The 12,907-nt window shown below is 69.9% G+C and carries 11 protein-coding genes; 10 read left to right on the top strand and 1 reads right to left on the bottom strand.

Going from position 1 to position 12,907, the window contains the following annotated elements; genetic code table 11:
- Window positions 1–32 precede the first annotated feature (32 nt).
- The 4 genes from Q9R39_RS16115 (at window position 33) to Q9R39_RS16130 (ending at window position 3,568) form a co-directional block, all read left to right on the top strand.
- Window positions 33–1,226, top strand: coding sequence for an acyl-CoA dehydrogenase family protein (locus tag Q9R39_RS16115; RefSeq protein ID WP_058251335.1), 1,194 nt, complete (start codon window positions 33–35; stop codon window positions 1,224–1,226).
- A gap of 41 nt (window positions 1,227–1,267) precedes the next feature.
- Window positions 1,268–2,380, top strand: a complete 1,113-nt coding sequence (locus Q9R39_RS16120) for an acyl-CoA dehydrogenase family protein (protein WP_058251336.1) — start codon at window positions 1,268–1,270, stop codon at window positions 2,378–2,380.
- A 142-nt stretch (window positions 2,381–2,522) separates the two neighbouring features.
- Window positions 2,523–3,008: a DUF350 domain-containing protein gene (locus Q9R39_RS16125; RefSeq protein WP_058251337.1), complete on the top strand. Its 486-nt coding sequence runs from the start codon at window positions 2,523–2,525 to the stop codon at window positions 3,006–3,008.
- A gap of 101 nt (window positions 3,009–3,109) precedes the next feature.
- Window positions 3,110–3,568: an SRPBCC family protein gene (locus Q9R39_RS16130; RefSeq protein WP_004022833.1), complete on the top strand. Its 459-nt coding sequence runs from the start codon at window positions 3,110–3,112 to the stop codon at window positions 3,566–3,568.
- A 268-nt stretch (window positions 3,569–3,836) separates the two neighbouring features.
- Here Q9R39_RS16130 and Q9R39_RS16135 read toward each other — a convergent pair whose 3' ends face one another.
- Window positions 3,837–4,637 (bottom strand): HAD-IIA family hydrolase, encoded by an 801-nt coding sequence (locus tag Q9R39_RS16135; RefSeq protein WP_058251339.1) that lies wholly within the window; start codon window positions 4,635–4,637, stop codon window positions 3,837–3,839.
- 99 nt (window positions 4,638–4,736) lie between these two features.
- On the opposite strand from Q9R39_RS16135, the gene glp reads away from it, so the two are divergent.
- The 6 genes from glp (at window position 4,737) to Q9R39_RS16165 (ending at window position 12,905) form a co-directional block, all read left to right on the top strand.
- Entirely contained in the window at window positions 4,737–5,978 is a 1,242-nt protein-coding gene (gene glp / locus Q9R39_RS16140) for a gephyrin-like molybdotransferase Glp (protein ID WP_058251429.1), read from the top strand.
- 104 nt (window positions 5,979–6,082) lie between these two features.
- Window positions 6,083–6,814 carry a phosphatidylserine decarboxylase gene (locus tag Q9R39_RS16145; protein ID WP_058251340.1) on the top strand — a complete coding sequence of 244 codons (732 nt, stop codon included), beginning with the start codon at window positions 6,083–6,085 and terminating at the stop codon, window positions 6,812–6,814.
- A 26-nt stretch (window positions 6,815–6,840) separates the two neighbouring features.
- Window positions 6,841–7,887 (top strand): phosphatidylcholine/phosphatidylserine synthase, encoded by a 1,047-nt coding sequence (locus tag Q9R39_RS16150; RefSeq protein ID WP_231742352.1) that lies wholly within the window; start codon window positions 6,841–6,843, stop codon window positions 7,885–7,887.
- Window positions 7,884–10,178 carry an AAA family ATPase gene (locus Q9R39_RS16155; protein WP_058251342.1) on the top strand — a complete coding sequence of 765 codons (2,295 nt, stop codon included), beginning with the start codon at window positions 7,884–7,886 and terminating at the stop codon, window positions 10,176–10,178. The genes Q9R39_RS16150 and Q9R39_RS16155 overlap by 4 nt, the downstream gene beginning before the upstream one ends.
- A 193-nt stretch (window positions 10,179–10,371) precedes the next feature.
- Window positions 10,372–12,051 carry an MDR family MFS transporter gene (locus Q9R39_RS16160; RefSeq protein ID WP_159370001.1) on the top strand — a complete coding sequence of 560 codons (1,680 nt, stop codon included), beginning with the start codon at window positions 10,372–10,374 and terminating at the stop codon, window positions 12,049–12,051.
- Window positions 12,048–12,905, top strand: a complete 858-nt coding sequence (locus Q9R39_RS16165; protein WP_311277774.1) for a universal stress protein — start codon at window positions 12,048–12,050, stop codon at window positions 12,903–12,905. Before Q9R39_RS16160 ends, Q9R39_RS16165 begins: the two co-directional genes overlap by 4 nt.
- Window positions 12,906–12,907 lie beyond the last annotated feature (2 nt).

Here is a 12,907-nt window from a genome sequence, read left to right on the forward strand (position 1 = left end):
CGGACACCCTCGACAGGAGTAGAGAAGAACCCATGCAGCTGAAATTCAGTCCTGAAGAAGAGGCCTTCCGCGAGGAGTTGCGCAGCATCTTCGCCAAGGTCCCCGAAGACGTCCGCAAGCGGTGCGAAGAGGGCAAGCTCCAGTACCCCGAGGACCTCGTCACCACGACGCGCATCCTCAACGAGCACGGTGTGGCCACCCCCAGCTGGCCGGTGGAGCACGGCGGCAAGGACTGGACCCCGATCCAGCATCACATCTACCGCGAGGAGATGAGCCTCGCGTTCGTCCCCGACATGCTGCCGTTCAACGTCGGCATGATCGGCCCGGTCATCGCCCAGTTCGGTTCCGACGAGATGAAGGAACGCTTCCTGGCCAAGACCGCCAACCTCGACATCTGGTGGTGCCAGGGCTTCTCCGAGCCAGAGGCCGGCTCCGACCTCGCCTCGCTGAAGACCCGCGCGGTCCGCGACGGCGACGACTACGTGATCAACGGACAGAAGACCTGGACCACACTCGGACAGTTCGCCGACTGGATCTTCTGCCTCGCGCGTACCAACCCCGATGTCAAGAAGCAGGCCGGCATCAGCATGTTCCTGTTCCCGATGGACACGCCGGGCGTCGAGATCCGCCCGATCCAGCTCATCGACGGCAGCTACGAGGTCAACGAGGTCTTCTTCAACGACGTCCGCGTGCCCGCCGAGAACATGGTCGGCGAGGAGAACAGCGGCTGGACCCAGGCGAAGTTCCTGCTCGGCAACGAGCGCAACGGCATCGCCCGCGTCGGTTACACCAAGGCCAAGCTCGCCCGCGCCAAGGAACTCGCCAAGCAGACCCGGACCGCCAAGGGCACCCTCCTCGACGATCCGCTGTTCGCCGCCCGCCTGGCCGAGGTCGAGAACGAACTGCTCGCCCTCGAGCTCACCCAGCTGCGCGTCGCCGCCTCGTCGGCCGACGGCAAGCCGAACCCGGCATCGTCGCTGCTCAAGCTGACCGGCAGCCAGTTGCAGCAGGCCGCCATGGAACTCCTCGCCGACATCGCGGGCCCCGACTCGCTCCCGGTCGCCCAGCTCGACGCCTCGGCTCCGAATGGCAGCGCCGAGGTGAGCGCCCCCGAATGGGCCCAGCTCGCCGCCCCGACCTACCTCAACTACCGCAAGGTCACGATCTACGGCGGGTCGTCGGAGGTCCAGCGCCAGATCATCGACAAGGCTGTCCTCGGCCTCTGAGCGCCGACCCCGCACCTTTCGACCTTTCACTAAGGAACACCATGGATTTCGAGCTTTCCGAAGAGCAGGGGATGCTGCGCGACACCGTTCGCGAGGTCCTCACCAAGACCTACGACGTCGAGACGCTGCGCAAGGTCACCGACACCGATCTCGGCTGGAGCGAGAAGGTGTGGAAGTCGCTGGCCGAGATCGGCATCCTCGGCCTCACCTTCCCGGAGGACGAGGGCGGCATGGACGCCGGCCCCGTCGAATTCACCAGTGTCATGACCGAACTCGGCCGCGCACTGGCACCTGAGCCCTACCTCGACTCGGTCCTCGTCCCCGGCTCGCTCCTCGGCCTCGCCGACGACGCGACCCGCGCCGAGCTGCGGACCGCGCTGGCGTCGGGCGAACTGCTGATGGCCTTCGCCCACACCGAGCCGGGCGACCGCTGGCCGGAGGCGCGGGTGGAGACCACCGCGTCGGCCGACGGCGTCCTCAAAGGCACCAAGAGCCTTGTCGGACATGGCGATTGCGCTGCGAAGCTGATCGTGTCGGCGCGCGACGACAACGGCGTCGGCCTCTACCTCGTCGACGCCGATGCCCAGGGCATCACCCGGACGCCGTACCGGACGCACGACCGCCGTCGCGGCGCGCAGATCGAGTTCAGCGACGTCAAGGCGACGCGACTGGGCACCGGCGACGCGTCGCAGACCATCGCCGACGCCGAGGTCGGCATCCAGACCGCACTGTGCGCCGAGGCCGTCGGCGCGATGGAGCGGAGCCTGGACCTGACCGTCGAATACCTCAAGTCGCGCAAGCAGTTCGGCGTCACGCTGTCGGCCTTCCAGGCACTGACCCACCGTGCCGCCGACATGTACGTCCAGCTCGAACTCGCTCGCAGCCTGAGCCTCTACGCGACGTCGGCGCTGGCGGATGGGATCGCCGATCCCATCATCGCGTCGCGGGCCAAGCTGCAGATCTGCCGCTCGGCGCGCCTGATCGGTCAGGAAGCGATCCAGATGCACGGCGGTATCGGTATGACCGCCGAGTACCCGATCGCCCATTACGTGAGCCGTCTGACGGCGATCAGCCACACCCTGGGCGACGCGTCGGACCATGTGACCCGCCTGGCGGAGAACATCGACACCTACGACATGCTCAGCGTCGGCTGATACCGGCTACTGTCCTTCAGCGAAGGCCCTGCGCGTTCTCGCGCGCAGGCCTTCGCTGAAGTCCTTTCGGGCGGCAGCCCGCTCGAGGTGTTGCAGTCGGGCGGCAGCCCGCTGATGTCGATGCGAGGCGAGAGGGAGCCGGATGGAACTGCTGCGGGACAACCTGGCCGCGGGGGCATCGTTCAGCCTGGTGGGGATCGCCGTGCTCGTCCTCGGCTTCGCCGCCCTCGACCTGGTGACACCGGGCCGGCTGCGGCAGCTGGTGTGGATCGAGCACAACCGCAACGCGGTGCTGCTGACCACATCGATGGTCATCGGCCTCGCGATCGTGCTGGTCTGTTCGGTCATCGACACCGAACTCCTGGAACTGTGGCGCGCGCTGCTCTACACCGTCGCGTACACGGTCTTGGCGATCGCGGTGATGATGTGGTCGTTCGTGCTGATCGACTGGCTCACACCCGGGAAGCTCGGCACGCTGCTCTTCGACGGCGCGCCGCGCAGTGACGAGACCCCCGACGACGCCGTGACCACCGGCCGCCGGGCCGCCGACGAACACCCCGCCGGGTGGATCACCGCCGCCGTCTTCCTGGCCATCGGTGCCGTCATCGGGATCACCCTGCTGGTCTGAGTTCGGCGCGACATCGCTGGTCCACGCGTTTTCCGGGGTTGACTCGGGCACCCGAACATGCTTATTGACCCTCGGCCAACAAGCACATAGGGTGAGCGACCATGACCGCAGCACTCATCGAGGAATCCATCGACATCGACGCCACGCCCGAACAGGTGTGGTCGGTGATCTCCGATCTGAAGCGCATGGGCGAGTGGAGCCCCCAGTGCAAGAAGATGATCATCCGCGGCGGCACCGTCGGGTTGGGGACCAAGACCATCAACATCAACCGCCGGGGCCCGCTGGTGTGGCCGACCACCTCCAAGGTCGTCCGGTTCACCCCGAACCAGGAACTCGGCTTCCGGGTCGCGGAGAACCACACCATCTGGAGCTACACCATCACCCCGAAGGACGCCGGGGTCACGGTCACCGAGCGGCGCGAGGTCAACGGGTCGACCACCAAGGTGTCGTCGGTACTCGTCGACAAGCTCTTCGGCGGAGCCGACTCGTTCGAAGAGGAGCTCAAACTCGGGATGGCCGAGACGCTGGGCAAGATCAAGCGCGCCGCCGAGTCCAACTGACCCTTCGAGACGCTCGCAAGCTCGCTCCTCAGGGAGCGGGGAGACGCTCGCAAGCTCGCTCCTCAGGGAGCGGGGAGACGCTCGCAAGCTCGCTCCTCAGGGAGCGGGGAGACGCTCGCCCCCTGCTCCCTGAGGAGGCCGGAGCTTGCGGAGGCCGTCACGAAGGGTCCTGTGCGATGCGTCGCCAACCCTTCGTGGCTCGTCGCTTTCGCTCCTCGCACCTCAGGGGGCAATGGTTGTGTCGGTCTCTCGGGTTTAGGCGCGGGGATCAGGCTCCGCCGAGCTTGCCGATGAGCTCGGGGAGGTCGGCGACCGAGTCGATGATGTGGTCGGGGTAGGGCCCGAACTCGTCACGCTGCAACGCATGCAGCGCCTCCTCGCGGAACTTGCCGGTACGGACCAACACCCCGATCAGCGCCGCCGCCTGGGCACCGAGAACGTCATTGTGCATGTCGTCGCCGACCATCACCACCTGGGTCGGCTCCAGACCGAGGACCTCGGTGGCCGCCCGGAAACCGACCGGCGAGGGCTTGCCGATCGCCTTGATCTTTGCGCCCGAAGCCTTTTCAAGACCCTCGAGGTACACCCCGGTGTCGATGCTCAAGCCGTCCGCCGTGGACCACGTCATGGACCGGTGCATCGCGATCACCGGAATCCCGTCGAGCATCATCTCCAGGACCTTGGACAGCGTGGCGTGCGTGAAGACCGAACCGGCACCGCCGAGTACCACCACCTCGGCCGACGCCGGGTCGTCGGTCAACTCCACGCCGGTCATGTCCTCGGCGATCGGGCCCTGGTTGAGCACCCACACGCGCTTGCCCGGATAGGTGGCGGCGACGTGTTCGGCGGTCAGCTTGGCGGCCGACAGGATCTCGTCCGGCTTCACCTCGAAACCGCATTCGTTGAGCGCCTCGGCGATCTCGCCACGCGAGCGGGACGTCGTGTTGGTCAAGAACATCCGCGGGATGCCCTGGTCGGCGAGATCGGCGATCGCCTCGACCGCGCCGGGCAGCGCCTGCCACGAGGTGACCATCACCCCGTCGATGTCGAACAGCAGACCCAGCGCCATGCGCACGAATGTAGTCCTCGCCCAGCGGCGTCGCAGGACGGCCCGGTCACCTGCCGGGACGACGCCATGGTCTCCGTCGACACCTGGCATGCTGAGCGGATGCGTACCGTCGTAGAGCATCAGCGCATCGTCGCGGCGTTGTTCGGCCCCGCCGAACCGTCGGAGGTCGCCGTGCCGGAATCGCTCGGCTTCGCCACGTTCACCGACGTGGACGCCCCGCTGTCGCTGCCCGGCTTCGACAACTCCGCGATGGACGGATTCGCGGTCCGCGCAGACGATCTCGCGGACGCGAGCGCCGACGAGCCGGTCACCCTGCCGGTCGCCGCGGACATCCCCGCCGGCCGTACCGACGACCTCACTCTCGAGCCGGGCACCGCGCACCGCATCATGACCGGCGCCCCGATGCCCGCGGGCGCCGACGCGGTCGTCCCGGTCGAACTGACCGACGCCGTGGTGGGCCCGGTGGCCGCGGCGCCGACCGTCACGTTCACCGCAGCACCCGAGCGCGGCAGGCACATCCGGCGCGGCGGCTCCGACATCGAGGCCGGCACCCGGGCGCTGCCGGCCGGCACGGTGATCGGCGCACCGCAGATCGGCCTGCTCGCCGCACTGGGCCTCGCCGAGATCACCGTCGCCCGGCGGCTGCGGGTCGTCGTGCTGTCCACCGGTTCTGAACTCGTCGAACCCGGAAAACCGTTGCGCCACGGGCAGATCTACGAGTCGAACGGCGCGATGCTGACCGCCGCGGTCATCGAGGCCGGCGCGGCCGGCCGTCACCTGCACTTCGTGCCCGACAACACCGCGGACTTCGCCGCGCGGCTCGACGAGGTCGCCGACGACGCCGATCTGATCATCACCTCGGGCGGTGTCAGCGCCGGCGCCTTCGAGGTGGTCAAGGACGCACTGTCGGCGACCGGGACCGTCGAGTTCGTGAAGGTTGCGATGCAGCCGGGCATGCCCCAGGGGTGCGGCCACTTCCCCTCCTCCCGCGGCCGGCGCGTGCCGATCATCACGCTGCCGGGAAATCCCGTCAGTGCACTCGTGTCCTTCGAGGTCTTCATCCGGCCCGCGCTGCGGGCCGCGATGGCACTGCCCGCCGACCGGGAACGAATCCGAGCTCGTCTCGGTGCCGACATCCGCTCACCCCGCGGCAAACGACAGTTCCTGCGGGGCGTGCTCGACGCCGGGCCTCGCGACGGGGTGGTCGGGGTGGACCCGATCGGCCCGCCGGCGTCCCATCACCTGCGCTACCTCGCCGAGGCCGACGCGCTCATCGACGTCCCCGCCGACGTCGAGGCGGTCGAGGCGGGCACCCTGGTGGACGTGCTGGTCCTGCGCTGACGACGAGGTCTCCGGGCGCGGCGCTCTAGAGTGGACGCCGATGCACCCGGCGATGCGGTGCGCACCATTTATCCGGCCTGGACACAGGCCAGAGGAGGTTGATCGTGGCCCGACGTCCGCGTCCGGACGGCTCCGGTGACACCGGCCGTGTCGCCCATTTTCTCGATCTGGCCCGAGAGACCATCCCTCCGATCCATCCGGCGGGTGTGCCGTTCGTCGCCGCGCCTGCAGCCGTCGCGCTCCTCGGGCGTCGACACCGCTGGATCGCCCGACCGGCCACGCTGACCGCCGCCGCGTGCGCAGCCTTCTTCCGGCATCCGAAGCGGGTCACCCCGACCGAACCCGGCGTGGTGGTCGCCCCCGCGGACGGGACCATCGCCCTGGTCGACGAGGCTGTCCCGCCCGCCGAGTCCGGCCTGGGCACACAGCCGCTGCCCCGGGTCTCGACCTTCCTGTCGATCTTCGACGTCCACGTGCAGCGCGTGCCGATCGCGGGCACGGTGACCACTGTGACCCACACGCCCGGCGCGTTCGTCTCCGCCGACCTCCCCGAGGCCAGCCGCGACAACGAGCGCACCACGATGACCATCCGCACCACCGCCGCAGGCGGCACGCCCGGCCCTGAGCTGGCGGTCGTGCAGATCGCCGGTCTCGTCGCCCGTCGGATCGTGTGCGAGCCGTCGGTCGGGGACTCGCTGACGATCGGCGAGACCTACGGGCTCATCCGATTCGGATCGCGCGTCGACGTCTACTTCCCGGCCGGCACCCGGCCCCGCGTCTCGGTCGGCCAGCGCGCGGTCGGCGGCGAGACCCCGTTCGCGTACCTGGATCAGTGAACTCCGGCCCGGTGAACCCGACCGACATGACCTCACCCGGCACGAACCCCGGCCGGCGACGCCCCGGCTCGCGCACCGCGCGCAACCCGACCGCGCGCTCGGCCAGCCGGCACGCACAGACACATCCGGTTCCGCGGGAGCCGGAGCGCCGGCGTCTGCGGCGCCAGGCACAGGCCAGCCGCATCGTCATCCCGTCGTCGCTGACGATCCTCGCGATCTGCGCGGGCCTGACGGCCATGCGGTCAGCGATCAACGGCGACGTCGACACCGCGATGGCTCTCCTGGTCGCGGCCGCGTTCCTCGACGGCATCGACGGTCGGGTCGCACGCCTGATGGGAGCCACGAGCCGGATCGGCGCCGAGATCGACTCGCTGGCCGACGCGATCAACTTCGGTGTGGTCCCGGCGATGATCATCTACTTCTATTTCATCGACGGGCATGACCTCGGCTGGGTGCTCGCGCTGATCTACTGCTGCGCCATCGTCCTGCGCCTCGCGAGGTTCAACACCCTGCTCGACGACGACGAGGCACCCGCGTACACCAAGGATTTCTTCGTCGGTGTCCCCGCGCCCGCCGCGGCGATCTGCGCGCTCCTGCCCATCGGGCTGGAACAACAGTTCGGCGACGGGTGGTGGACGTCGCTGCCGGCCGTCGGCGGGTGGCTGATCTTCGTCGCCTTCCTGGCCGTAAGTCGCGTCCCGACGTCCTCGCTGAAGACCGCATCGATCCCGGCTCGCGCGGTGACCGGCCTGCTGGTGCTGGTCGCCGCGGCCGCGGCACTGTTGGTGACCTTCCCGTACGTGCTGATGATGATCGCCATCGCCGGATACGTCCTGCACATCCCGTACGCGTGGCGCGCGCGCCGCTGGGTCGCCTCCCGGCCCGAGCACTGGGACGACAAACCGGCCGAGCGTCGTGCACAGCGCCGGGCGCTGCGGGCCACGTCGCCCGGAGGTCGACGCCGTCGGCCGGTCATCAACTCCCTCGGCCGCATGGGCCTGAACCGTCCCACCGGCCCCGGCCGGTCCGTGGTCGGCGCGCCCGGCGAGACGACCGAAAGCGAGTCCGAATGAGCACACCGGCCTCCCTCACGCTGACCGCGCGGCACAATCCCTCGGCGGCCGAGGCGCGGCGCGGCATCATCCGCGTGCATCCCGAGGTGTTGACGGCCCTCTCGCTGCGGGAATGGGACGCGGTGTCGATCACCGGCGCACGGGTCACCGCCGCCGTGGTGGCCGCGACCGAGGCCTCCGCGCCGACCGGCGTCGCCCTCCTCGACGAGATCGCCTTCTCCAACGCCGGTGTCCGCGAGAACTCGACGGTCGTGCTGGCGCCCGTTGAGGTGCAGGGCGCAAGCCGGGTGGTGGTGAGCGGTTCGGCGCTGGCCACCCAGTCGATCACCGAGTCGACGCTGCGCCGCGCGCTGCTGGGGAAGGTCTTGTCCGTCGGTGACGCCGTCTCGCTCCTCCCCCGCGACCTCGGTCCCGAGCTCGCCGCCACCGAGGCCACGCGTGCGCTGGCCAGGTCGGTCGGGATCACCTGGACCACCGAATTGCTCACCGTCACGGCAACCGAGCCCGGCCCGCCGGCGGGTGGCCGGGTGTCGGCGCCGGTCAGCGTGCAGACCAACACCGCCGTGCTGTGGTCGACCACCGCGGGCGAGGTGGCACCGCTGGGCGATCGGACCGGTCCCGGTTCACCCCGGATCCCCGGCGCCCTCGGCATGGTGTCGGAGTCCGACTCCCGCCCGCGGCCGGCCGCCGCGCCCAGCCCGGTCCGCGAGCCCGCCCGGGAGCCCGAGATCCCGGTCCGGCCGGTGTCGGAGCTGGTCGGCGTCGACTCCCAGATCACCAAGCTCACCGAGTGGCTCACCATCACCCTCGACGAGCCGGAGGTGCTGCGCACCCTCGGTGCGACACCGCGTCTCGGCGTCCTGGTCACCGGCCCGGCCGGCGGCGGCAAGGCGACCTTCGTCCGTTCGGTGTGCGCGTCGCGCACGCTGGTGACCATCGACGGCCCGACGGTCGGCGCGACGGAGGCCAACACCCGCCTGCGGACGGTCGCCGACGCGGTGGCCCGCACCCGGGCGGCCGCCGGGGTCCTGCTGATCACCGACGTCGACGCGCTGTTACCCGCCGAACCCGAGCCCGTCGCCGCACTGATCCTCGACGAACTGCGTTCCGGCATCGCCGACGGCCGCATCGCACTCATCGCGACCACCGCCGAACCGGTACGCCTCGACGCCCGGTTGCGCGACCCGTCGCTCTGCGACCGGGAACTGGTCATCGGCCTCCCCGACGCCGCGACCCGGGCGCGGTTGCTCTCGGCGATCCTGTCGAACGTCCCGACCGACGGCGACCTCGACCTCACGTCGGTCGCCTCGCGCACCCCCGGTTTCGTCGCCGGGGATCTCGCCGCGCTGGCCCGCGAGGCCGCGCTGCGCGCCGCGACGCGTGCGAGTGCCGAGAAGTCCGCGCCGTCGCTGCGCACCGAGGATCTCGTCGGCGCCCTCGACGTCATCCGGCCGGTGTCCCGCTCGGATTCCCCCGAAGTCGCGCTTGGCTCGATCACCCTCGCCGACGTCGGCGACATGGTCGAGACGAAACAGGCTCTGACCGAAGCGGTCCTGTGGCCGCTGCAACACCCCGACACCTTCGCCCGGCTCGGCGTCGACCCGCCGCGTGGGGTGCTGCTGTTCGGCCCGCCGGGCTGCGGCAAGACCTTCGTCGTCCGCGCGCTCGCGGCGTCGGGTCAGCTGTCGGTGCACACGGTCAAGGGCGCCGAGCTGATGGACAAGTGGGTCGGGTCGTCGGAGAAGGCGGTGCGGGATCTGTTCGCCCGTGCCCGCGAGTCGGCGCCCTCGCTGATCTTCCTGGACGAGGTCGACGCGCTGGCCCCGCGCCGCGGTCAGTCCACCGACTCCGGTGTCGGCGACCGGGTGGTCGCCGCGCTGCTCACCGAACTCGACGGCGTCGAACCACTCCAGGACGTCGTGGTGCTCGGTGCGACGAACCGACCCGACCTCATCGACCCGGCGCTTCTGCGGCCCGGGCGACTGGAACGGCTCGTCTTCGTGCCGCCGCCGGACGCCGACGCCCGCGGCGACATCCTGCGCGCCACCGGGCGCGACGTCCCGCTCGACGGAGTCGACCTCGACGAGCTGGCCGGCGACCTCGAGGGCTACTCGGCGGCCGACTGTTCGGCCCTGCTGCGCGAGGCCGCCCTGTCGGCGATGCGCCGGGACATCGACGCCGCCGCGGTCACCGTGGCCGACGTCGAGGAGGCCCGCAAGCGGGTTCGGCCGTCGCTCGATCCCGCGCAGGTCGCCGACCTCAAGGCCTACGCCGAGCGTCGGCTCGACTGAGCACCGCCGAGCCTCCCTCGGCCACCGGGTGAGTCCCGGAACACACCCGGAATAACCTCCGATAGTTGTTGGTTGCAACCATCACGACTTATGGTTGCATCAATCAACCAATCGGGTGCGCCACCGCGCGCGCCGATTCGCCGCCCGCCCGTCTCCTCGTCGCGGGCAGCTCTCTTTCTCGGAGGTTTGCCATATGAGTGCACCCGCGTCCGCGATGGCGCCGGCCGAAGACGTGCCGATGACGCATCGTCAGAAAATCGAGGCCCTCATCGGCCTCCTGCTCGGCATGTTCGTCGCGTTCCTGTCGTCGACCGTGGTGTCCAACGCCCTGCCGACGATCATCACCGACCTGCACGGCACCCAGGACCAGTACACCTGGGTCATCACCGCGACCCTGCTCGCGTCCACCGCGACCACGCCCATCTGGGGCAAGTTCGCCGACCTGGTCAGCAAGAAGCTGCTGGTCCAGGGCGCGCTGTTCCTGTTCACCCTGGGTTCGGTCCTCGCCGGGCTCTCCACCTCGGTCGACATGCTGATCGGCTTCCGCGTCATCCAGGGCCTGGGCCTCGGCGGCCTGCAGGCGCTGGTCGTGATCGTCGTCGCGACGATGTTCAGCCCGCGCGAACGCGGCCGCTACCAGGGCCCGATGGCCGCGGTGATGTCCGTCGCGACCGTCGCCGGTCCGCTCATCGGCGGCGTCATCGTCGACACCAGCTGGCTCGGCTGGCGCTGGACGTTCTACGTCTGCGTCCCGCTCGCCGTCATCGCCCTACTCGTCATCCAGCGCACGCTGAACGTCCCGGTGGTCCGCAAGAAGGTCAGCATCGACTACCTCGGCGCCGCCCTCATCGCCTCGGGCGTCAGCACCCTGCTCATCTGGGTCACCTTGGCGGGCAAGAACTTCGACTGGGCGTCGATGACCTCGTACGGACTGGTGGCACTCGGAGTCGCGCTGCTCGCCGCAGCCGTCTTCGTCGAGTCCAGGGTGTCCAGCCCGATCATCCCGCTGCACATCTTCCGCGACCGCACCACGGCCCTGGCGACTGTCGCCAGCGTCGGCGTCGGTGTCGCCCTGTTCGGCGGCGCTGTGTTCCTCGGGCAGTACTTCCAGATCGCGCGCGGCTACTCGCCGACCGCGGCGGGCCTGCTGACGCTGCCGATGGTCATCGGCTCGATGCTCTCGGCGACCGTGTCGGGCAACCTGATCACCAGGTACGGGCGGTGGAAGCGATTCCTCGTGGCCGGTGCCGCGATGATGACGATCGGCTTCGGCCTGCTCGCGACGATCGACGCCCACACCGACATGGTCGTGGTCGGTGTATTCCTCTTCGTCCTGGGCTGCGGCATGGGTATGACGATGCAGAACCTGGTCCTCGCGGTGCAGAACAACGTCAGCCCCGACAACCTCGGCGCGGCGACCTCGACGGTCACCTTCTTCCGTTCCCTCGGTGGCGCGGCGGGTGTCTCGGTGCTCGGCGCGGTTCTGTCCAACCACGTCACCGACCTCATCGCGAAGGGGCTCGGCGCACTCGGCATCGGCGCCGGCGCATCCGGTGGCGGCAGTGCCGGCCTGGCCAATCTGAACGAGCTGCCGGCTCCGATCGCGGCCATCGTCCGCGGCGCCTACGGCGACGGGACCGCCCGGGTCTTCCTCGTCGCGGCCGTCATGGCGGCGCTGAGCTTCATCGCCATCGCGTTCATCAAGGAGGTTGCGCTGAAGACGATGAGCAGCGACGAGGAGCGCCGCGCGCAGGAGGCGGCGGTCGCCGACGTCGCCGTGCCCGCAGCTGTGGCACCGTCGACGGTCGGTCCCGTCGCGGACGACGCCATCGCCGGCGAGACGCGGACGGGCGACGCCACCCGCGCCCGATGAACACCATCGCCGTCGGGGTCGATCTGAGTCCCGAATCCGAGGCGGCCGCTCACTGGGCGGCCGCCTCGGCCCGCGACGGGGACCGCCTGCTACTGATCCACGGATTCGCGGCAGCCGTTGCGCTGCAACCACTCAGCGAGTTCGAACTCGACTTCGACGTCACCGCCACGCGGCAGGCAGCTGCCGCCCACCTGACCGCGGTGGCCGGCCGTCTCGGCACCCGACATCCGGGCCTGCGCATCGAGACCGTCGTCGAACACGACTTCGCGATACCCCTGCTCACCAGGCTGTCGGGTCAGGTCGATCTGATGGTCCTCGGCCATCATCGACCCGGCCTCATCGAACGCCTCACCACCGGGAGCATCAGCTCCGCGCTCTCGGCCCGGTCGCGATGCCCGGTCGTGACAGTCCCGTACGGCAACCTCGCGACGGGCGGTCCGGTCGTCGCGGCCATCGATGCCGACGCCCCGTCCGATCTCGCGCTGTCGACCGCATTCGAGTACGCCGATGCCACCAGCAGCCCCGTGGCGATCGTGTGCGCGATCCCCGACGACGCCCCGCCCGCTCGGATCGAAGCGGTGTACGCGCGAGCCGACGCGCTGCTCGACCCCTGGCGCCGACGCTTCCCCGACCGCGACACGACGCTGCAGTTGGTGAACGGCAACCCGTCGAGGGCCGTCGGCGAGGCGGTTCCGCAGGCCTCGCTTCTGGTCGTGACCCGCCCCCGGGCCGGGAGCACCTTCACCGCCTGGGCGGGCTCGGTGGCACGCGCAGCGCAGCATCACACGCGGTGCCCGATAGCGATCGTGGACCACGGCCGCCCCGATCGGTACGACCGTCGATCGACAGGCTAGGG

Origin of the sequence: Gordonia sp. AC31, from assembly GCF_031844505.1 — a bacterium.
Lineage (GTDB): Bacteria > Actinomycetota > Actinomycetes > Mycobacteriales > Mycobacteriaceae > Gordonia > Gordonia hongkongensis.

Coding starts and splice junctions, on each gene's coding strand:
- Q9R39_RS16165 (WP_311277774.1), top strand. CDS start 12,048: ATGAACACCATCGCCGTCGGGGTCGATCTGAGTCCCGAATCCGAGGCG.
- Q9R39_RS16135 (WP_058251339.1), bottom strand. CDS start 4,637: ATGGCGCTGGGTCTGCTGTTCGACATCGACGGGGTGATGGTCACCTCG.
- Q9R39_RS16150 (WP_231742352.1), top strand. CDS start 6,841: ATGACCTCACCCGGCACGAACCCCGGCCGGCGACGCCCCGGCTCGCGC.
- Q9R39_RS16115 (WP_058251335.1), top strand. CDS start 33: ATGCAGCTGAAATTCAGTCCTGAAGAAGAGGCCTTCCGCGAGGAGTTG.
- Q9R39_RS16155 (WP_058251342.1), top strand. CDS start 7,884: ATGAGCACACCGGCCTCCCTCACGCTGACCGCGCGGCACAATCCCTCG.
- glp (WP_058251429.1), top strand. CDS start 4,737: ATGCGTACCGTCGTAGAGCATCAGCGCATCGTCGCGGCGTTGTTCGGC.
- Q9R39_RS16130 (WP_004022833.1), top strand. CDS start 3,110: ATGACCGCAGCACTCATCGAGGAATCCATCGACATCGACGCCACGCCC.
- Q9R39_RS16120 (WP_058251336.1), top strand. CDS start 1,268: ATGGATTTCGAGCTTTCCGAAGAGCAGGGGATGCTGCGCGACACCGTT.
- Q9R39_RS16160 (WP_159370001.1), top strand. CDS start 10,372: ATGAGTGCACCCGCGTCCGCGATGGCGCCGGCCGAAGACGTGCCGATG.
- Q9R39_RS16125 (WP_058251337.1), top strand. CDS start 2,523: ATGGAACTGCTGCGGGACAACCTGGCCGCGGGGGCATCGTTCAGCCTG.